The 21,250-nt window shown below is 67.1% G+C and carries 14 protein-coding genes; 6 read left to right on the forward strand and 8 right to left on the reverse strand.

Features of this window, described 5'->3' with window-relative positions; genetic code table 11:
• Window positions 1-83 precede the first annotated feature (83 nt).
• On the forward strand, window positions 84-404 hold the full coding sequence (locus tag HUT07_RS04045; RefSeq protein ID WP_176019848.1) for a zf-TFIIB domain-containing protein: 321 nt from the start codon (window positions 84-86) through the stop codon (window positions 402-404).
• Between the two features lie 6 nt (window positions 405-410).
• Here the strand turns inward: HUT07_RS04045 and HUT07_RS04050 are convergent, their stop codons facing one another.
• The 6 genes from HUT07_RS04050 to HUT07_RS04075 all read right to left on the reverse strand — a co-directional run bounded on the left by HUT07_RS04050 (window position 411) and on the right by HUT07_RS04075 (window position 7,373).
• A complete protein-coding gene (locus HUT07_RS04050; RefSeq protein WP_176019849.1) occupies window positions 411-923 on the reverse strand; it encodes a GNAT family N-acetyltransferase in 513 nt (170 codons plus the stop codon).
• Window positions 924-1,004: 81 nt separating this feature from the next.
• A complete protein-coding gene (locus HUT07_RS04055) occupies window positions 1,005-1,985 on the reverse strand; it encodes a copper resistance protein B (RefSeq protein ID WP_176019850.1) in 981 nt (326 codons plus the stop codon).
• Window positions 1,982-3,796, reverse strand: coding sequence for a copper resistance system multicopper oxidase (locus tag HUT07_RS04060; RefSeq protein ID WP_176019851.1), 1,815 nt, complete (start codon window positions 3,794-3,796; stop codon window positions 1,982-1,984). Before HUT07_RS04060 ends, HUT07_RS04055 begins: the two co-directional genes overlap by 4 nt.
• Before the next feature lie 75 nt (window positions 3,797-3,871).
• A complete protein-coding gene (locus HUT07_RS04065) occupies window positions 3,872-4,258 on the reverse strand; it encodes a CopL family metal-binding regulatory protein (protein WP_176019852.1) in 387 nt (128 codons plus the stop codon).
• Between the two features lie 165 nt (window positions 4,259-4,423).
• A complete protein-coding gene (gene recQ / locus HUT07_RS04070; RefSeq protein WP_176019853.1) occupies window positions 4,424-6,229 on the reverse strand; it encodes a DNA helicase RecQ in 1,806 nt (601 codons plus the stop codon).
• Window positions 6,230-6,824: 595 nt separating this feature from the next.
• Entirely contained in the window at window positions 6,825-7,373 is a 549-nt protein-coding gene (locus HUT07_RS04075; protein WP_176019854.1) for a Dps family protein, read from the reverse strand.
• 86 nt (window positions 7,374-7,459) lie between these two features.
• Here HUT07_RS04075 and hrpA point away from each other — a divergent pair, with 86 nt between their 5' ends.
• Window positions 7,460-11,545 carry an ATP-dependent RNA helicase HrpA gene (gene hrpA / locus HUT07_RS04080; protein ID WP_176019855.1) on the forward strand — a complete coding sequence of 1,362 codons (4,086 nt, stop codon included), beginning with the start codon at window positions 7,460-7,462 and terminating at the stop codon, window positions 11,543-11,545.
• Window positions 11,546-11,652: 107 nt separating this feature from the next.
• On the opposite strand, the gene HUT07_RS04085 is transcribed toward hrpA, so the two are convergent.
• Complete coding sequence (locus HUT07_RS04085) at window positions 11,653-12,189, reverse strand: hypothetical protein (RefSeq protein WP_176019856.1); 537 nt, start codon at window positions 12,187-12,189, stop codon at window positions 11,653-11,655.
• Between the two features lie 130 nt (window positions 12,190-12,319).
• On the opposite strand from HUT07_RS04085, the gene HUT07_RS04090 reads away from it, so the two are divergent.
• Entirely contained in the window at window positions 12,320-14,476 is a 2,157-nt protein-coding gene (locus tag HUT07_RS04090) for a bifunctional (p)ppGpp synthetase/guanosine-3',5'-bis(diphosphate) 3'-pyrophosphohydrolase (protein ID WP_176019857.1), read from the forward strand.
• A gap of 30 nt (window positions 14,477-14,506) precedes the next feature.
• The gene (locus HUT07_RS04095; protein ID WP_176019858.1) at window positions 14,507-16,072 is read left to right on the forward strand and encodes a hypothetical protein; all 1,566 of its coding nucleotides are present in this window, start codon (window positions 14,507-14,509) and stop codon (window positions 16,070-16,072) included.
• On the opposite strand, the gene HUT07_RS04100 is transcribed toward HUT07_RS04095, so the two are convergent.
• Window positions 16,069-18,168, reverse strand: a complete 2,100-nt coding sequence (locus HUT07_RS04100; RefSeq protein ID WP_176019859.1) for a glycosyltransferase — start codon at window positions 18,166-18,168, stop codon at window positions 16,069-16,071. The two genes, HUT07_RS04095 and HUT07_RS04100, sit on opposite strands and share 4 nt — an antisense overlap.
• A gap of 95 nt (window positions 18,169-18,263) precedes the next feature.
• Between HUT07_RS04100 and mrcB the strand changes: the two genes are divergently transcribed.
• Window positions 18,264-20,705 carry a penicillin-binding protein 1B gene (gene mrcB, locus HUT07_RS04105; protein ID WP_176019860.1) on the forward strand — a complete coding sequence of 814 codons (2,442 nt, stop codon included), beginning with the start codon at window positions 18,264-18,266 and terminating at the stop codon, window positions 20,703-20,705.
• Window positions 20,705-21,238: a hypothetical protein gene (locus tag HUT07_RS04110; RefSeq protein WP_176019861.1), complete on the forward strand. Its 534-nt coding sequence runs from the start codon at window positions 20,705-20,707 to the stop codon at window positions 21,236-21,238. Before mrcB ends, HUT07_RS04110 begins: the two co-directional genes overlap by 1 nt.
• Window positions 21,239-21,250: the final 12 nt, after the last annotated feature.

Here is a 21,250-nt window from a genome sequence, read left to right on the forward strand (position 1 = left end):
GTCTCTGTGCCATCGGTCATGCGTTGCCGCACAGTCATCCGCACGCAGGTACAGTCGAGGTCAGACCGACAGGAGCAATGCGCATGTTGTGCCCCGTGTGTACGACCCAGACCCTGCAGATGGCCGAGCGCCATGGCATCGAGATCGATTACTGCCCGGGTTGCCGTGGCGTGTGGCTGGACCGTGGCGAGCTCGACAAGATCATCGAGCGCGCCAACGCCGGTGCTGCGGTGCCACCACCCGCCCCGGTGCAGGCACAGCCGGCCGTCGCGCCGCCGCCGCCGGTGATGCATCGCGACACCCGCCATCTTGGCCAGCGCTACGAGGACAATCGGGGCCAGTACAGCGACGGCTACAAGAAAAAGAAGAAGGAGAGCTTCCTCTCCGAGCTGTTCGATTTCTGATGCCGCTCAGGGGCGGCGCAGGATGAACTCGCGGTCGTGGGTATCGCCCACGACGAAGTCGTACTCGCCGACCTTGCTGCAGCCATAGCGTGCGTAGAAGCGCTGCGCACCAAAGTTTTCTTCCCAGACGCCCACCCACAGGGTGCGGCGCTGCGGCTGGTCCAGCCAGGCCATGAAAGCGTCCATCAGGCGCGCACCGTGGCCACCGTTCTGGTGCGTGGCCAGGATGTAGAAGCGTTTCAGTTCGATGTCGCCCTCGCGGGCCTCGGCATGCGGCAAGGTGTTGGCGCCAGCGGCCAGGTAGCCGACGACATTGTCGCCTTCCATCAGCAGCCAGATCGCACTGCGCGGGTCGCACAGCTCGGCGCGTTGGGGTTCGCTGCTGTAGTGCGCCTGCAGGAAATCCTGAAGCTCCTGCGCTGGGTACGAGTCGCCCCAGGTTTCGTTGTAGGTGGCAATGGCAATGGCCGACAGTGCGTCGACGTCGGCAAGGGTGGCGCGGCGGATCTGCAGCGACATGATGGAGCCTGCAATGGAACGAGACGCAGTGTAGCCGGCCCCGGCGGTTGCCGGGGCTGGCTGCTGCTCACGATCCGCTGCTCAGAACCACATCCGCACGCCCGCCACCCAGCGCGTGTCACGGGCGTGGTCGCCGGCATAGTCGGCGCTGTCGCCGAAACTGCGTTCGTGGCTGATGCCGATATAGGGCGCGAAGCGACGGTTGAACTCGTAGCGCAGGCGCAGGCCGGCTTCGACCTTGTTCAGGCCGCGGCCGATGCCGTACTCGGGTTCATCCTTCGCTGCCACTGTAGCCTCCAGCAACGGTTGCAGGATCAAACGATTGGTCAGCAGCACGTCGTACTCGACTTCGGCCTTGGCCAGCACCTGGCCGCCGGAGCCCATGTACAGCGTGGCCGAGCTTTCGAACTTGTACGGCGCCAGACCCTGGATGCCGATGGCCGCCCAGGTGCGCGAGTCGGCTGGCCGGAAATCCTGGCGTACGCCCACCAGCACGTCCCACCACGGCGACACGCTGCGGCCATACAGCGCTTCGACCGCAGACGATTCGGTGCGGCCGTTGCTGCGTTCGCCATCGGTGCGCAGCCACAGGCGGTTGATGTTGCCGCCGATCCAGCCGGTGGCTTCCCAGGCCTGGCCGTTGCTGCTCTTGCCATCCCAGTGTTCGAGGCGGTCGATCAGCAGCAGGCTGTTGATCTCCGGCGCGTGTTCCATTGCACCGTGTGCGATGGGTGGGAAGGCGGCGGCGCGGTCCGCATCGGTGGGGACCGGAATCGGCTCGCGCGGTTCGGTAGGCGCGGGTGTGCCATGGCCCATCGCCGCGTGATCCATCTGGGAATGGTCCATCGTGGAATGGTCCATCGTCGCCGGTTCCATCGCACCGTGGTCCATCTTCGAATGGTCCATCTTCGAATGATCGACCGGTTCGGCCGGCGCCTTCGCGGTTTTCGCCGGCGGTTCCATCGCGGCCATGTCATGGCCGGCATGTGATTGCGCGAACACCGGCAATGCAGCCGTCAAGCCCAAGGCCAGCAGGGTGGGGGAAAGGAGTGAGCGGCTCATTCTTCGATCCTCACTTCGCGCATCATGCCCGCTTCCATGTGGTACAGCAGATGGCAGTGGTAGGCCCAGCGGCCGAGTGCATCGGCGCGCACGCGATAGGTGCGGCGTGTGCCGGGCGGCATGTCGATGGTGTGCTTGCGCACCTGGAATTCGCCTTGTGCGTTCTCCAGATCGCTCCATACACCGTGCAGATGGATCGGGTGCTGCATCATCGTGTCGTTGACCAGCACGATGCGCATGCGCTCGCCGTAGCTCAGGCGCAGCGGTTCGGCACCGGCGAAGGGAATGCCATCGAACGACCAGGAGAACTTTTCCATGTGGCCAGTCAGGTGCAGTTCGACCTCGCGGCTGGGCTCGCGGCCATCGGGGTCTTCGAACAGGCTGCGCATCGCGCCATAGGTCAGCACCTGGCGGCCGTTGTCGCGCAAGCCGATGCCGGGGTCGTCCAGCTTCGGCTCGGTGGCCGAACTCTGCATGTCCACCAGCGGGTTGTTGCGCTCGCTGGCCGGATGTTTTGGCGCCTTGCTGGTGGCATCGCTGCCGCCGCCATGCGCGCCGTGGCCCATGCTGGCACCACAGCCGCCTTCCATGCCCTTCATCGCCGCCATGTCGTGGCCGCCGTGGCCACCGCCGCCCATGTCGTGCCCCATGTCGCTCATGGTCAGCAGCGGGCGTGGGTCGCGCGCGGGAATCGGTGCCTGCAGCCCGTGGCGCACGGCGAGGGTGCCGGCGGCATAGCCGGTGCGGCCCATGTCCTGGCAGAAGATGGTGAAGGCATCCTGGCCGCTGGGTTCAACCAGTACGTCGTAGGTTTCGGCCGGGGCGATGCGGAATTCGTCGATGCTGACCGGATGGATGTACTGGCCGTCGGCAGCGACCACGGTCATCTTCAGGCCAGGGATGCGCACATCGAAGTAGGTCATCGACGCGCCGTTGATGAAACGCAGCAGCACCTTTTCACCACTGCGGAACAGCCCGGTCCAGTTGCCGGCCGGCGCAGTGCCGTTCATCAGGTAGGTGTAGGTGTGCGCGTTGATGTCGGAGATGTCGCTGGGCGTCATCCGCATCCGGCCCCACATGCCGCGGTCGGACAGCGCAGCCGACCAGCCGTCGCGGCGCGCGTCGCGCAGGAAGTCGGGCAGGGTGCGCTTGTAGTAGTTGTCGTGCTCGGCGAGCTTCTTCATGCGCCGGAACAGCGCGCCAGGATCCATGTCGGTCCAGTCGGACAGCATGATCACGTGCTCGCGGTCATGCCGGTACGGCGCCGGCTCGGCCGGGTCGATGATCAGCGCACCGTACAGCCCCGCCTGTTCCTGGAACAGCGAATGGCTGTGATACCAGTAGGTGCCGGACTGCTTGAGATTGAAGTGGTAGTGGTAGGTCTCGCCGGGGCCGATGCCGTTGAAGCTCAGGCCGGGTACGCCGTCCATGTTGGCCGGCAGCAGGATGCCGTGCCAGTGGATGGAGGTGGGGTGCTGGCCGAGCGTGTTGCGCACGAACAGGTCCACGGTCTGGCCTTCGCGCCAGCGCAGGATCGGTGCCGGCAGCGAGCCGTTGACGGTGATTGCTGGGCGGGTGCGGCCGGTGAAGTTGGCCAGTGATTCGCCGATGGCCAGTTCGACGCGGGTATCACTGATGACCGCCGGCGCGCCGGCCAGGCGTGGCGCGGCAGCAGCGGCGGCGAGCGCGCGCTGCGGGACGCCGGCTGCGGCGATGCCGGCAACCACGCCGCCAGCGGCGATGCCCTGCACGAAAAGACGACGCGATGGCATGGGCACAGCGCCCGGGCCGGGGGGAATGCGGGTATTCATGGTGGTGACTCCAGACACGGAAAGACGCCAGCGCAGGGCTGGCTTCAGTGCGCAGCGCGCACGAGGCGTGTTGGATCAGCCGATGGGAGGGCGTGAGATCGGCGGCAGCGGCGGTGCCGGGCGGCCGTTGGCAGGCATCGGCTGCGGGGTCAGCGAAAGACCCGGGCCAGCCAGGAACGGTAGTGCCTGCACCGCCAGCAGCGGGTGCTGGGCGCAGCTGCGCACACAGTCCTTGATCTGGCAGTGCGCGTCATGGGCGGGCGCCTTGGCCTGCGGCGCTTCGTCGGCGGTCATGCCGGCGTGGTGGTGGCAGTCCACGTCGCCCTCATCGGTCATGGCCGAGGTCATCGCATGGGCCATGCGACCCATTTCCTCGTGTCCGCTGGCCATGGCCGCGTTCAGCCCGTTGAGCAACAGGCTGAGCATGAGCACGACACGGAGCAGGGTCGAGGCGAGGGACATGGCGTCAATTTAGCGGCAAGCGGCGTGGGATGCACTTCTGCCTGAATGGATGGTTCAAGGTTGGAGCCGCACCAATGTAGAGCCGAGCCCATGCTCGGCTGCTTCTGCGCGAACGGCAGCCGAGCGCGGGCTCGGCTCTACAGGGGCATCAGCGTACGGTTGGCGCTACCCCTCTTCGCGCACGATCTCGACCAACCGCGGGCCATAGCGGCTGAGCTTGGTACCGCCGATGCCACCGACCCGGGCCAGCTCGTCCAGCGAGGTCGGGCGCTGTTCGGCGATGTTGCGCAGGGTGCTGTCGTGGAAGATCACGAAGGCCGGCACGTTCTGCTCGCGCGCCAGCTCGGCGCGCAGGCCGCGCAGTGCATTGAACAGGGTCAGGTCCTGCGGCAGCACCGACAGGCCGGTACGCTGCGCGCTGCGTTCGCGCCCGGCGCTGGCGCTGACTGCATCGCGGCGCATGCTGATCTGACGGCGACCGGTCAGCACATCGCGGCTGGCATCGGTCAGGCGCAGGCCACCGTGTCCCTCGCTGTCCACTTCCAGCAGGCTGGCGGCCACCAGCTGGCGGAACACGCTGCGCCAGGTGCGCGCATCCAGGTCGCGGCCGATGGCGTAGGTGCTCAGCTTGTCGTGGCCCTGCTGCTTGACCTTCTCGTTCTCGCTGCCGCGCAGGACGTCGATCAGGTGACCGACGCCGAAGCGCTGGCCACTGCGGTACACACAGCTCAAGGCCTTCTGCGCGGGGATGGTGGCATCCCAGGCCGCCGGCGGCGTCAGGCAGTTGTCGCAGTTGCCGCAGGGCTTGGGATAGGTTTCACCGAAACCGGCCAGCAGCACCTGGCGGCGGCACTGCATCGATTCGCAGTACCCCAGCAGGTGGTCCAGCTTGGACCGCTCCAGCTGCTTGCGCTCCTCGCTGGCCTCGGACTGCTCGATCATCTGCTTCAGCAGCACTACATCGCCCAGGCCATAACAGAGCCAGGCCTCGGCGGCCTCGCCATCACGGCCGGCGCGGCCGGTCTCCTGGTAGTAGCCTTCCATCGACTTGGGCAGGTCGGTGTGGGCGACGAAGCGTACGTCCGGTTTGTCGATGCCCATGCCGAAGGCGATGGTCGCGCACATGACGATGCCATCCTCGCGCAGGAACCGGCGCTGGTTGTTGGCACGTACTTCCGAAGGCAGGCCGGCGTGGTAGGGCAGGGCGTTGAAGCCCTGCGTGCACAGGAACTCGGCAGTTTCCTCCACCTTGCGCCGTGACATGCAGTAGACGATGCCGGCCTCGCTGCGATGGCTGCGCAGGAAGTCGCTCAGCTGCTTGCGGGCGTTGTCCTTCTGCACCACGGTGTAGCGGATGTTGGGGCGGTCGAAGGAGCTGACGAAGTGACGGGCCTCGGCCAGGTCCAGGCGCTCGGCGATCTCACGCTGGGTCGGCGGGTCGGCGGTAGCGGTCAGGGCGATCCGCGGAATCTCCGGCCAGCGCTCGTGCAGGACAGTCAGCTGCCGGTATTCCGGGCGGAAGTCGTGGCCCCATTGCGACACGCAGTGGGCTTCGTCGATGGCGAACAGGGCGATCCGGCTGCGCGACAGCAGCGACAGGAAGCGGCCGGTCAGCAGGCGCTCGGGGGCGACATAGAGCATGTCCAGCTCACCGGCGAGCAGTTCGCGTTCGACCCGGCCGGCCGTTTCGGCGTCCAGGGTCGAGTTCAGGAATTCGGCGCGCACGCCGAGCTGGCGCAGGGCTTCGACCTGGTCCTGCATCAGGGCGATCAGTGGCGAGATGACGATGCCACATCCGTCACGCAGCAAGGCGGGCACCTGGTAGCACAGCGACTTGCCGCCACCAGTGGGCATCAGCACCAAGGCATCGTGACCGGCAGCCACATGCTCCACGATGTCCTGCTGCGGACCACGGAAATCGTCGTAACCAAAGACGCGGCGGAGCAGGTCGTGCGCGGGACGGGAAGCCATCCGGCTAGTTTACCCCGGCGGGGGAGTCGGCAGGGCTGCGCCCTGCACCTGCTACGAGCCAGAGCACCGGCAAAGGCAACAGCCGGCTCTGGGGGAATTCGTGGTTTGGTGGGGTGGTGTCGGAGTGCGGGGACGCCGCAAGTACGTCCCTGTAGGCTTGGCAGCCGCATCCATGCGGCTGACACCCCGCACTCCGACACTGCCCCACCTTCGACAGTTTCCCGGTGACGGTTGAGCCATCCACGCCATGGGTGGATCAAAATCCATCGAAATCGAATATTTCGACAGTTGATCGAAGAACATCCACGCATGGCGTGGATCTACCGTGTCGACCAAGGTCGACACCCACCAAGAGCAGGCCATCCAATTCCGACAGATCGCGGGAATCTGTCGAAGGCGGGGTGGGTCCGGTTGCGGGGGTGTAAGCGCCATGGATGGCGCGCCCAAGCCTCCATGGATGGATTCACGGCGTCCCCCGCAACCGGACCCACCCCGCCAACCCACAGGAAACCAGCTCCTGCTTCGGCCGTTGCGGTTGCCGTTGCAGTTGCCTCTGCGGGTGCAGGGCGCAGCCCTGCCGAACCACCCCCAACTCTTACTGGAGCAGCGAACGCAGCATCCAGGCGTACTTCTCGTGCGTCTGCAGGCGCTGGGTCATCAGGTCCTCGGTCGGGGCGTCGTCAGCGTCGTCGGCCACATCCAGCACTTCACGTGCCGTACGGCATACCGCTTCGTTGGCGACCACCAACTGGCGTACCATTTCACGCCAGTCCGCACTGTCGGTCAGGCCCGGCTCCTCGGCGATCGAGGTCAGCGCAGCAAACTCCCGGTAGGAGCCCGGGGCATTGAAGCCCAGTGCGCGGATGCGCTCGGCCACATCGTCCAGTGCCGCCCACTGCTCGGTGTACTGCGTCTCGAACATGGTGTGCAGCGAGTTGAACATCGACCCGGTGACATTCCAATGGAAGTTGTGGGTCTTCAGATAGAGCGTGAACGCATCGGCCTGGAACCGCGCCAGACCGTCGGCGATCTTCTTGCGGTTGCCCTGGGTGATCCCGATATCGATGTTGGGCGCCGACGGCGCGGAGGCCGCAAGCTTCTGCTTGCCGGTCTTGGGCTTGGTCGTGCTCTTGGTCTTCGCCATGGGGTTCCTCCTTGTGGAATCGTTGGCCTTCACAATAAATCAGTCGTGATGACTGGTCGCATTCAAAGTTTTAAACGAACCGATTGATGAACGCTATCGACAAAATGCCGCAGTCCCGCCAGCGCCAACAGCGTGCCGCCATTGACGGCGCCATGAGCCGCGACCGTGGACGATTGCTGGGAATGCTCTCGCGTTGCCAGGCCAAGCCACAGGATGCGGCGCTGGCCGCCACCTTCGAGCAGGCCTTGCAGGTTTCGGTGCAGCGCCGGCAGGCGCGGGCACAACAACTGCCGGCCATTACTCTGGACCCGCAGCTGCCGATTGCGCGTGAAGCCGAGACCATCACCCAGTTGATCCGCGACCACCAGGTGGTGGTGATCGCCGGTGAAACCGGCTCGGGCAAGACCACGCAGCTGCCAAAACTGTGCCTGGCCGCCGGCCGTGGCCAGGCCGGCATGATTGGTTGCACCCAGCCGCGACGGATCGCCGCGCGTGCGGTGGCCAGCCGGGTCGCGCAGGAACTGCAGAGCGAACTGGGGCAGCTGGTGGGCTACCAGGTGCGCTTCAACGACAAGGTCAGCGACGACAGCCGCATCAAGTTCATGACCGACGGCATCCTGCTGGCGGAGATCGCCAGCGACCGCTGGCTGTCGAACTACGACACGATCATCGTCGACGAAGCGCACGAACGCAGCCTCAACATCGACTTCCTGCTCGGCTATCTCAAGCAGCTGCTGCGCAAGCGCCCGGACCTGAAGCTGATCGTCACTTCGGCGACCATCGACACCGAGCGTTTTGCCCAGCATTTCGACAATGCGCCGGTGATCAGCGTCGAAGGCCGTACCTATCCGGTGGAGGTGCGCTATCGCGCGCTGGAAGGCGAGGGCGAAGACCAGGGCGAACGCACGGTCAACGATGCGATCGTCTCGGCCATCGACGAAATCACCCGCCTGGATTCGCGCGGTGATGTGCTGATCTTCCTGCCGGGCGAGCGTGAGATCCGCGATGCGCACCAGTCGCTGGAACGACGCAAGTACCGCAACACCGAGGTGCTGCCGCTGTATGCGCGCCTGTCCAACCAGGATCAGGACCGGGTGTTCAACCCGGGCCCGAACCGGCGCATCGTGCTGGCCACCAACGTGGCCGAGACCTCGTTGACGGTGCCGCGCATCCGCTATGTGGTTGATCCGGGTTTCGCGCGTGTGAAGCGCTACAGCCCGCGCAACAAGCTCGATCGCCTGCACATCGAACCGATCTCGCAGGCCAGCGCCAACCAGCGCAAGGGCCGCTGCGGCCGTATTGCCGAGGGCATCTGCTACCGCCTGTACGCCGAGGCCGACTTCCAGGCACGGTCGGAGTTCACCGATCCGGAAATCCGTCGCTCCAGCCTGGCCGGAGTGATTCTGCGCATGCTGCAACTGGGGTTGGGCCGGATCGAGGACTTCCCGTTCCTGGAGGCGCCCGACGAGCGCGCTGTGGCCGACGGCTGGCAGCATCTGAACGAGCTGGGGGCGATCGACAGCGAACGCCGCCTGACGGCAATCGGCAAGCAGATGGCACGTTTGCCGGTGGACGTGAAACTCGCGCGCATGCTGGTTGCCGCACAGGCGGCCGGTTGCCTGCGGCCGATGCTGGTGATCGCCTCGTTCCTGGGTATTCAGGATCCGCGCGAACGGCCGCCCGAGGCGCGTGGCGCCGCCGACAACGCACATGCGCAGTTCGCTGACGGTCGCTCCGAATTCGTTGGCGTGCTGCGCCTGTGGGACGCCTATCGCCAGTCCCATGAGGATCTGACCCAGTCCAAGCTGCGTGACTGGTGTGGCCGCCACTTCCTCGGTTTCCTGCGCATGCGTGAATGGCGCGAACTGCATCGACAACTTCGCCTGCTATGCGAGGAGCTGGGCTGGAAGGAAGAAGCCAACGAGGCATCGATGGCGCCGCTGCTGGCTGGCAGCAGTGCACCGCCAGCCGCACGCGACGAGGCCACCGCAGTAAAGGCGACCCGTGGCCAGCTGCACCGTGCCGCGCGCTTGGCCCGGGAGGGCAAGGCCGAAACGGCGCCTGCGCCGGTTGCTGCGCGCGCGCAGAAGGACCAGGCACCTGACGGCGGCGGTTACAGTGAACGCGTCCGCGCCATTGCCTACCAGACCCTGCACCGGGCGTTGGTGGCAGGCCTGCCCACGCAGATCGGCCATCGCACCGAGAGGGGCGATTTCGAGGCGCCGCGCCAGCGCCGTTTCCTGCCGTTCCCCGGCTCGACGCTGTCCAAGCGACCGCCGCCGTGGCTGCTGGCGGCCAACCTGCTGGATACGCAGAAAGTATGGGGCATGACCCTGGCGGCGATCGAGCCGGACTGGGTGATCGCCGAACTGCCGCACCTGCTGCTGCGCAAGCACTTTGATCCGCACTGGTCGCGTGCGCAGGGCCAGGTGCTGGCCTCCGAACAGATCAGCCTGTTCGGGCTGGTGCTGGCACCGAAGAAGCCGGTGCATTACGGCCGCATCAATGCCGGCGAAGCGCACGACATCTTCGTGCGCCAGGCACTGGTGACCGGTGAAATCAATACGCGTGCCAGTTTCGTGGCGGACAACCAGAAGGTGCTGGAGCAGGCGCGCGAGGAAGAGGCCAAGCTGCGCCGTGCCGGCATCGTCGCCGACGAGGACTGGCAGGCACGTTGGTACCTGGACCGGGTGCCGCCGCAGATTCACTCCGCGTCCGGGCTGGATGCGTGGTGGAAGGCGTTGCCGCCGGAACAGCGCAAGGGACTGCACTGGTCGCTTGTGGATCTGCTGCCGGGCGAAGGCAGCGAGCAGGAGCGCTACCCGAAGTACCTGGCCCTGGGCCAGGCGCGATTGCCGCTGCACTACCGTTTCGAGCCGGGCGCCGAAGATGACGGCGTGACCCTGGACGTTCCGCTGCATCTGCTCAATGCACTGGATGCGGTGCAGTTGGGATGGCTCGCGCCCGGTTTCGTCGCCGACAAGGCGGCCGCGCTGATCCGCAGCCTGCCCAAGGCGATGCGGCGCAACTACGTGCCGGCGCCGGATTTCGCGCGCGCGTTCTACGAGGCCTTCACGCAGCCCAGCGCCGATGCGATCACCGGCGAGCTGGCGCGCTTCCTGTCACGGGCAACCGGGGCAACCGTGGCCGCGACCGATTTCGAGCCCGGTTCCATCGAGCCACACCTGCACATGAACCTGCGCCTGCGCGACGAGCAGGGCAAAGTGCTGGCGACGTCGCGCGACCTGGAGGTGCTGCGTGCGAAGTTTGGTGGCCAGGCTGGTGACGCGTTCGCTGCACGTGCCGGGCGGGAGATGGCGGCCGATGGCCTGCGCACGTTCCCGGCTACGCCGATTCCGCTGCAAGTGCCGGGGGAAGCCGGGGTGCCGGCGTATCCGGCGTTGAAGGATGAGGGTGACAGCGTTGCATTGCGTATCTTTGCTGATCGCCAACAGGCCGAAGAAGTGCACCCGCTCGGCGTGCGCCGGCTGCTGGAGATCGGCCTGGGTGAGAAGATCAAGCAGGCTCGCAAGCAGTTGCCGGTCGCAGCGAAAACCGGCCTGTTGTACGCCTCGATCGAAACCCAGGAGCGCCTGCGTGGCGATCTGGTCGACGCTGCGCTCAATGCCGTGCTGGCCGACGGCCTGGGCGATATCCGCGATGCAGCGGCATTCGAGCAGCGTCGCGAACACGCCGCAAGAACACTGTTTGGCGAAGCCATGCAGCGGTTGAAGCTGGCCGAGTCGATCCTTGCCCTGGTGGCCGAGTTGAAGCCGATGCTGGAAGCGCCGTTGATGGGCTGGGCGCGCGGCAATCTGGACGACATGGAAGCGCAGCTGGTCGGGCTGATACACCCGGGCTTCCTGCGCGACACACCGGCTGACGCTCTGGCGCAGTATCCGCGCTACCTGAAAGCGATGATCCTGCGCACCGAACGTGCCAAGCGCGATCCTCCGCGCGACCAGGCGCGCATGCTGGAACTGCATCCATTCCTGGAGGCGTTGCAGGTGGGCGAGCAGCAGGGCCTGCGTGAACGGCCACAGTGGCAGGCACTGCGCTGGGATCTGGAAGAGCTGAGGGTGTCGTTGTTCGCGCAGGAGCTGGGCGCACGCACTGGCGTTTCGGCGAAGAAACTGGCGCAGCGGGTGACTGCACTGCGCCAGGCTTCGTAACTTCTCGCCTGACCCCGCCGGGTGCTCGCCGGTGGGGTCGCGCGGAATGCCATCCACGCATGGCGTGGATCTACTGCGGGTCTGGGCGGTAGCGGTCGATGGTGCTGTTACTTGGTACGGCGCACCTTGGGCTGGGTGTTCACGCCTTCGACCTTCAGGTACCACACGCCCATCACCCCGGGGCTGATGCTGACCTTCGGCGATTGCTTGCGCACGCCGGACACCGAGGTGGTATCGGTCTGCTCCCACTGCTGGCCGTTGTCCAGCACGTAGATCCGGCCCTTGCCGAAACCGCGGAACTCGCCCTGCAGCACGCCGCTGATCGGTTCGTTGCTGCCGAAGTCGAAGAAGCCGCGGTTCTTCACGATCACCTCCTGGCGACCTTCCTCGCGCGCTTCTTCGCGCACCGCAGCGACGGCTTCGGTGGTGGCAGCTTCAACCTTGCCCTGCAGCCAACGGTTCAGCGTGGCCAGCTCGGCGGCATTGAGCTTGTCCAGGCCTGCGGCCTTGAATTCGGCCGGCGACATCTGCTGCTGCAGGTCGCCCTGCACCACGCGCTGGGCCAGCGCAGGCGCCGACAGGGACAGCAGCACAGCGGCACAGGCCAGCAGGCGAGGGCGGAAAGGCAGGGTGATCGAAGGCATGGCGGAACTCTCCCGTGGATGTCGGCGAGTGTAGCGGCATGTCCACATTCCCGGCGATGGTGGCCGCGGCGATTGTTCCTGAACGGCTGCGGCGCTAGTGTAGAGGCCTCTGTCTTGCCTGCTTGATGCTGTGAACCGCGCTTCTGTCCCCGGCCTGGATGCCTTGTTGAACCGCCCCTCGGCAGCCGTGCTGCCTGTTCCGCTGCGCGAGGCCCTGCGCGGACACTGGGAAGCACCCGACTGCGACCCGCAGATGCGTGCCAGCTGGTCTGTGCTGGGCGATACCCTCGACGCGCTGGCCATGCTCTCGGCAGACGAGGGCGCTGTGGTAGCGGCCCTGCTGTTCGATCTGCCCGGCCTGCGCGCCCACCTCGACGCACTGCCGCTGGGCAGCCACAAAGCGGCCGTGATCGGTCTGCTCGATGGCCAGGATGCGGCCGATCCGGTGTGGGCCCTGCATGCCGGGCGCGAGGCGGGCCGCAACAGCGAAGGCCTGCGCCGGTTGCTGCTGGCCATCATCCGCGACCTGCGGGTGGTGCCGATCCTGCTGGCCCGGCAGCTGGCGCGCATGCGCGCGGCCGACAAGCTCGATGAGGAGCAGCGCCGCGCGCTGGCCCAGTTGACCCGCGACATCCATGCGCCGCTGGCCAACCGGCTGGGCATCTGGCAGTTGAAATGGGAACTGGAAGACCTGGCGTTCCGCCACCTGGAACCGGACACCTACCGGCGCATCGCGCGCGAGGTCGACGAAACGCGCATCGCCCGCGAGCGCTACGTCGAGAACGTGAAGAAGGTCCTGTCGCGCGAACTGGGCGTGCAGGGCATCCACGCCGAGGTCAGTGGCCGGCCCAAGCACATCTACAGCATCTGGCGGAAGATGCAGAAGAAGCGGCTGGCGTTCGACCAGCTGTACGACATCCGCGCAGTGCGGGTGATGGTCGACGACGTGGCCGCCTGCTATGCCGCGCTGGGCGTGGTGCACGCGCTGTGGGCGCCGGTGCCGAGTGAGTTCGATGATTACATCGCACGGCCGAAGGCCAACGACTACCGTTCGCTGCACACCGCTGTGGTTGGCCCGGAAGGGCGCACCATCGAAGTGCAGATACGTACCCACGACATGCACGCGCAGGCCGAGCTGGGCGTGGCCGCGCACTGGAAGTACAAGGAAGGCGGCAAGGGCGCGGAGAAGTCGTTCGATCGCAAGATCACCTGGATGCGGCAACTGCTGGAACAGGCGCAGGACGGGCAGGGCAATGAACTGGCCGGGGCGCTCGATGCCGAGCTGACCGAGGACCGGGTCTACGCGCTGACCCCGAAGGACGAGGTGCTGGACCTGCCGCAGGGCGCCACACCACTGGATTTTGCCTACCAGGTGCACACCATGGTCGGGCACCGCTGCCGTGGCGCCAAGGTCAACGGCCGCATCGTGCCGTTGACCTACCGTCTGCGCAGCGGTGACCGGGTCGAGATCCTGACCGGCAAGGAGGCCGACCCGCGCCGCGACTGGCTGATGCCGGCCAACGGCTTCCTGGCCAGCAACCGCTCGCGCGAGAAGGTGCGCAGCTGGTTCCACAAGCTGGACCGTGCGCGCAACGTGCAGGCGGGGCGCGAGCTGCTGGAGCGCGAACTGAAACGGCTGGGCCTGCAGCATTCGGACCTGTCCGCGGCGGCGAAGAAGTTCCATGCCGACAGCGTCGACGACCTGTACATCCAGGTTGCCTTGGGCGATACCGGCCCCAACCAGGTCAGCCGTTCGCTGCTGGAAGCCGAGCGTGCGGCCAGCCAGCCCGCGCCGACGTCGGCGTTGCCACGGCCGACCGCGCGCCGCGAGAACCTGGGCAAGTCCAAGTTCACGGTGCAGGGCGTAGGCAACCTGCTGGTGCAGCTGGCGCGCTGCTGCCAGCCGGTGGCCGGTGAACCGATTGTCGGCTACCTGACCCGTAGCCGGGGTGTCACCGTGCATCGTGCAGACTGCGTCGCGCTGGCGCGGCTGGCAGCGACCAGCCCGCAGCGGATCCTGCCGGTGGAATGGGGCCAGGCTGGCGGTGGCTATGAAGTGGACGTGGTGGTCGACGCGGTCGACCGTCGCTGGCTGTTGAAGGACATCACCAACCTGATCGCACAGGAAGACGCCTACGTGCTGGACATCCACAGCGACAACGTCCGCAACAGTGGCCGCGCGCATCTGCGCCTGCGGCTGAAGGTCAGCGATTACGGCCAGTTGTCGAACCTGCTGGGCAAGCTGGACGCATTGCCGGGTGTCAGCGAGGCGCGTCGTCTGGGCTGAGCTTCACGCTGCCCCGGCTACCCTGCACGCATGGAACGCGAGCCCCCGCATCGCTCACACGGCGCCGCACATCCGGCGCTCGATCGCGTTCGCCGCGAGAGCCGCTGGTGGTGGCTGCAGGCGCGTCATGCACGCCGGGTGTGGCGTTGGGCGCTGCTGGCGGCTGCAGCCGTGTTCGTGCTGCTGGTGCTGGTGCGCAAGCCGCTGGCCGACTGGTTCTGGGATGAGCCGCAGATCGAGCAGCTGCTGGCCGAGGGCGATCGCGCGCTGTCAGAAGGACGCCTGACCGCGGGCGACGGCAGCGGCGCGCGTGAGCGCTACCAGGCAGTGCTGGCCTTGGACGGTGACCGTCCACAGGCGCGGCAGGGCCTGGCGCGCACCGGCGCTGCAGCGCTGCAGCACTCACGTGAGCTGCTGCAGGCAGGCGACCTGGACGGCTGCGCGCAGGCGCTGGCGTTGGCGCGTGAACTGCAGGTACCGCGCGCCGAGGCAGACGCGGTGGCCCAGCAACTGCAGGCGCGTCGTCGCGCCGGGGCGGGAATCGGCGCGTTGCTTGCGCAGGCCCGTAATGCCTTTGCAGCGGGGCGGTTGGACGACGGCGACAGCAGTGCGTTGCCCTTGTTCCAGCGTGTGCTGACGCTGCAACCGGACAATCTGCCTGCGCTGGAAGGCCGCGAGGATGCACTGAGCGATCTGCTGCAGCAGGCGCGTGCACAGGCGGTACGCGGCGAATTGGCCACCGCGGCTGCCATCCTGCAGCGTGCACGCCAGTTCGATGCAGGCCATTCCGAACTTCCTGCCAGCCAGGAGGCGCTGGCCCAGGCCGTCGACCAGCGGCTGCAGCAGGGTCAGCGCGCCCTCAAACGGCAGCAGCTTGAGGCGGCGGCAGACAGTTTCCAGGCCGTGCTGGCGGTTACCTCCGATGATCCCACTGCACTGCGTGGGCGCGAGCAGACCGTGCAGGCATTGCTGGCGCGCAGCCAGAAGCGGGCCGACGACTTCCAGTTCGAGGCGGCCGACAAGGATGCGGCGCTCGCGGCAGGTCTGGGCGCCTCGCAGGCGGCACAGCAGCAGCTGGCACAGCGCCTGCAGCGTGCGCGGCAGGCACGCCAGTCGTTGCAGCAGCCGGGCATCAGCGCTGCCCAGCGTGAGCGCCAGCTGCGTGATCGGCTGCGCCAGATCGACCGCGCCGAGCGCGCCGGACAGTGGATCAGCCCTCCCGGGCACAGCGCTTTCGATGCGCTGCGCGAAGCGCAGGCACTGGCGCCGCGTGACAGCCGGGTCAAGGCAGCGGCGGCGCGCCTGCTGCCCGCCAGCAGGTCCTGTTTCGATGACAACCTGCGACAGAACCGGGTGCAGGCCGCAGGTGCCTGCCTGCAGGCCTGGCAGACGTTGGCGCCGACGGCAGCAGGATTGCCCGATGCGCGTTTCCGCCTGGCGCAGCGCTGGCTGGCGATCGGCAGCGAACGGCTGGGGCGCGGGGATGTGGAGTTCGCCGCCTCGGCGGTGGAGCAGGTGCGGCGGCTGCAGCCGGATCTGGCCGAGCTTCCCGCGTTCGAGGACCGCCTGCGGCATGCAGGCGGCCACATTGACTAGTCGAAGAACACCCGCTGCACGGTGGCCGACGCGGCGTCCAGCGAGAAATGCTCGGCGACGTTGGCCAGGCCCGCGGCGGCCAGCTGCTGCCACAGCACAGGGTCCTGGTACAGGCGGACCACCGCGTCGGCAAAGCCCGCTGCATCGTCGGCCACCAGCACATCCTGGCCGGCGCGCAGATGCATGCCTTCCACCGCGCAGGTAGTGCCGACCACGGGCTGGCCATGGGCCATGCTCAGGTTGATCTTGCCCTTCACGCCGGCGCCGAAGCGCAGCGGCGCGATGGCGATGCGGGCACCGTCCATGTACGGAACGATGTCTTCGACGAAGCCGTGCATCTCCACGCCCGGCTGGGTAGCGGCCAGGGCAAGCAGCGTGTCCGGTGCGCCGGCACCGATGCAATGCAGGCGTACCTGCGGCAGTGCCGCGCGGATGTGCGGGAATACGTCGCCGATGAACCACTCCATCGCGTCCAGGTTCGGCGGATGGCGGAAGCCGCCGACGAACACCAGGTCGTGGCGCTGTTCGAACGGTGCGCCGGTGCCGGCGACCTCATGCAGGTTGGAGATCAGCTCCACCCTGACCTTTGGGGCGTCGGCCTGAAGCTGTTCGCGCTCGGCAGCACTGACCAGCACGGTGATGTCGCACCGGTCCATCACCGCCAGTTCGCTGGCGCGGGTGCGTTCGGCGTTGCGCAGCAGGCCAGCATCGCCCGCCACTTCCGCACCCCGGCGTTCGCGCAGGTAGTGCAGGTCGACGGTGTCGAACACAGTGCGGGCCTGTGGCGCATAGCGCTCAAGCAACGGCAGGCATTCGTTGGCGACGTGGTGGCGCACCATCATCACCACGTTGAAGCGGGTGCCGTGGGCGCGCAGCCAGCCTGCAACACCGTCCAGGAAGGGGGCGTACCAGACTTCCACACCCATCCGCTGCAGGGCTTCGGTCGCCACGCCGCCGTGTTCGCGCCGGGTGGGCACGAACACCACGTGGGCGCCGCCCCGCAGCAGCAGGCGGATCAGGTTGACCTGCCGCAGCGAGCCGGAGTCGCGTTCCGGGCGCGGCACTTCCTCATCGAGGATCAGCACCTGGCGCCGGCCGCGCAGCAGCAGCGCAGGCGAGGGCACTTCGCCGACCTTCGGATGCGAGGCCAGTTCGGCGGCCCATCTGGCTGCGAAAACACCTTGGTTGCGTACCTGGTAGGCCTTCACGCCGCTGCCGGTATCGGTGCCGTTGCTGGTGCCTTCATCGTGGATCACCCGGCTGGCCGGCTGCACCAGCACCCGCAGGCCCTGCGCATGCACGCGGAAGGCCAGGTCGGTGTCTTCGTAGTAGGCCGGCTTGTAGCGGGTGTCGAAGCCGCCCAGCTGCTGCCACAGTGCACGGGGCAGCATCAGCGCGGCGCCGGAGCAGTAGTCGACGTCGCGCAGGCTGGCGAAGCGGGGATCATCGGCCGCTTCGAAACGGCCGTAGCTCCAGCCACTGCCATCGCCGAAAATGACCCCGCCCGACTCCTGCAGGCGGCCGTCGGGGTACAGCAGCTGGCTGCCGACCAGGCCGGCATCGGCGACGGTCGCAAAGGTGTCCAGCAATGCCTCCAGCCAGCCCGGCTGCGGCACCGTGTCGTTGTTGAGCAGCACCACGTAGCGGCCGCGCGTGCGCGATACGCCGTCGTTGCAGGCCTCGATGAAGCCGCCGTTGCGTTCGCGTACTTCGTAGCGCAGGCCGCTGATCTGTGGCATCCACTGCAGCGTTGCGTCGCTGCTGCCGTCGTCCACCACGAGGATCTCGCAGGCCACCGACGGCGGGTGCGCGGCCAGTGCGCGCAGGCAGGCCAGGGTATGGTCGACGTGGTTGTAGACCGGAATGACGATGCTGACGTCCGGCGCATCGCTGGTGGGCACCGCGAAGGGAGCGAACGGCTGCGCCGGTGGCAGGTACAGGGGCTTGCGCGGTGCTGGAACGGCGCGCTGGCTGTGCACGCGGATCCGCTGCCAGGTGGCCCGCCAGCCGCGGGTGCGCAGGCTGGCCAGGCTGCGGCGGGCCAGGCCGGTCAGGCGATTGATCAGGTAGCGGATTTCGGCCAGGGACATCGCCATCCGGTTGCAACTCCAGCTTAAGCAGGGGGGCCGGGAGAATTCGCCTGCCGCAGCGGCTGGGGTAGACTCGCCAGACCCTACATTGTCGCATTCCCGTGCCCCGACGCTACGATTCAGACGATATCGACGATTTCGACGACGACGACCAGCAGGACACCGGTCCGCTCTGGCGCCGCCGGCTGATCACCTGGAGCATGGCGGCGGTCGCGTTGGGGCTGGGTTTCCTGATCCCCTATACGCTGTACCTGAACCAGCAGGTGACGCAACGTTTCGGTGAACTGCGCTGGCAGATCCCGACGCGCGTCTATGCACGGCCGCTGGTGCTGCTGCCCGGCAAGGCGATGGATGCGGCGACCCTGAAGACCGAACTGGCCGCCTCGGCCTATCGCGATGATGGCCAGGGCAAGGAACCGGCAACCTATGCGGTGCAGGGCGGGCGCTTCGTCATTTCCAGCCGCGGCTACAACGATGTTGACGGCCAGGTCGCAGCGCGTCGGGTCGAGCTGTCGCTGTCTGGCGGCAGCATCGCCTCGTTGCGCGACGCCGACAGCCGCAAGGCGCTGAAGGCGGCCCGCATGGATCCTGCGCGCATCGCCACGCTGTATGGGCAGAAGCAGGAAGAACGCCGCCTGATCCGCATGAACGAGGCCCCCGACTTGTTGGTCACCGGCCTGCAGGCGGTCGAGGACAAGGACTTCAACCGCCATCACGGCATCGATCTGTCCGGTATCGCGCGCGCGGTCTGGGTGACGGTCCGCTCCGGTGGTCAGAGCCGGCAGGGCGCTTCCACCCTGACCCAGCAGCTGGCCCGCAGTGGCCTGCTGGGAATCGGCAAGGAACAGACCTATACCCGCAAGTTCAACGAAGTGCTGTACGCGTTGATCATGGAAGCGCGTTATGACAAGCGCACCATCTTCGAGGCGTACCTCAACCAGGTGTATCTGGGCCAGCGCGGCAGCCAGGCGATCCACGGCATGTCCTCCGGCGCCGAGTTCTGGTTCGGGCGCGATCTTTCCTCGCTGGAAACCGAGCAGATCGCGCTGCTGATCGGTCTGGTCAAGGGACCGTCCTACTATGACCCGCGGCGCAATCCGGAGCGTGCGCTGGATCGTCGCAACTTCGTGCTGGGCAAACTGCATGAAGCGACCCTGATCGATGATGCCGAGTACCAGCGGGCGTTGAAGGCGCCGCTGGGCGTGCCCAAGACCCCGGGCCTGGTGGCAGCCAACCGCTTCCCGGCCTACGTTGATCTGGTGCGCCGCCAGCTGGGCCACGACTATCCGGAATCCGCCCTGCAGGGTGCCGGCCTGAGCGTGATGAGTGGCATGTCACCGTCGGCGCAGGCCTATGCCGAAGGCGCGGTCACGCGCACCATCAAGTCGCTGGAAAGCAAGCGTCGCCCCGAGCTGCAGGCCGGTCTGGTGATGACCGACGTGCACAACGGTGACGTGGTGGCGGTCATCGGCAGCCGCGACGTGTCCGAGGTCGGCTTCAACCGCGCCATCGAGGCGCAGCGTCCGGTCGGCTCGCTGCTCAAGCCGTTCGTGTATCTGCTGGCGCTCGCGCAGCCGGACCGCTATTCGCTGGCCAGCTGGGTCGACGATTCCCCGGTGACCGTGCAGCTCAGCCGTGGCCGCAACTGGAACCCGGGCAATGCGGACAACCGCAGCCATGGCACCGTGCGCCTGATCGATGCGCTGGCCCACTCCTACAACCAGGCCACGGTGCGTGTGGGCATGCAGGTGGGCCCGGAACGGGTGACCCAGTTGATCCACGTGCTGGCCGGCATCAAGGCCGAGCCGAATCCGGCGGTGATCCTCGGTTCAACCGACCAGAGCCCGTACGCGATGACGCAGCTGTACCAGTTCCTGGCATCGGGTGGCGAGATCCAGCCGCTGCACGCGGTGCGTGGCGTCCTTGATCCGCAGGGCAAGCTGCTCAAGCGCTACGACAAGACCCCCGCGCCGGCACAGGAGGGCGACTCCATTGCTGCCAACCTGATCAGCATCGGCCTGCAGCAGGTGGTGGCAAGTGGCACCGCACAGCGTTTGAACGCCGACGGCCTGGGCCGCCTGCAGCCGGCCGGCAAGACCGGTACCACCAACGATGGCCGTGACAGCTGGTATGCCGGTTACACCGGTGACCATCTGGCGGTGATCTGGATGGGCAACGACCAGAACGAGCAGGCCGGTCTGTATGGCGCCACCGGTGCGATGCGGGTGTGGTCGGGCATCTTCCAGCGCCTGCCGACCGCGCCATTGAAGGTCAGCAACAAGGGCCTTGACTGGCAACCGGTTGCAGCGACGGGCACCAACAGCACCGATGAAGGTTGTCCGGGCGCGCGACGTTTCCCGTTCGTGGTGGGCTACGCGCCTGCCTATGAGCCGTGCGCACCGGCTACCGTGCCGGACGCGCAGGATGGTGCAGAAGGCGAGGGCGGCGGCTGGCGCAGCTGGTTCGGTCTTGACCGCAAGCCGGAACCCGCCGCTGAACCTGCCGCAGCACCCGCTGCAGCCACTCCTCCTCCAAGCCGATGATGCCGATGACTCTCCGTTCACTGTTCCAGCCCCTGGTCCTGAGTGGCCTCAGTCTGACCCTGGCGGCCTGCGTGAGCAGCGCGCCGCAGGTGGTCAAGCCGGTGGACACCACCACGCCCGCGCAGCGACTGGCTGCGGTAGAAGCCGCCGCCGGCCCGGATGACAAGGAACTGTCGGTGCAACCGCTGCGCGACTCGCAGGTCGAGGATCTGCGGCTGACGGCGTTGACCCAGCGCCAGGCCAACGATCTGGCCGGCGCAGCCAGCAGCCTGGACCAGGCATTGCAGATCGTGGCCGGTGATCCATCGGTATTGCAGGAGCGCGCGGAACTGGCGTTGCTGCAGGGCCACTGGGCGGAGGCGGAAACGTTCGCGCGCAAGGCCGTGGATCTGGGTTCGAAGACGGGTCCGCTGTGCCGCCGGCACTGGGCGACGATCGAGCAGGCGCGCCTGGCGCGGGCCGAGAAGGAGAATGCGGTGTCCGCGCATGCGCAGATTGAAGGGTGCACGGTGCCTGGGATCAAGCGGTACTGAGGTATTCCCCTC

The sequence above is a fragment of the Stenotrophomonas sp. NA06056 genome (assembly GCF_013364355.1).
Classification (GTDB): Bacteria; Pseudomonadota; Gammaproteobacteria; order Xanthomonadales; family Xanthomonadaceae; genus Stenotrophomonas.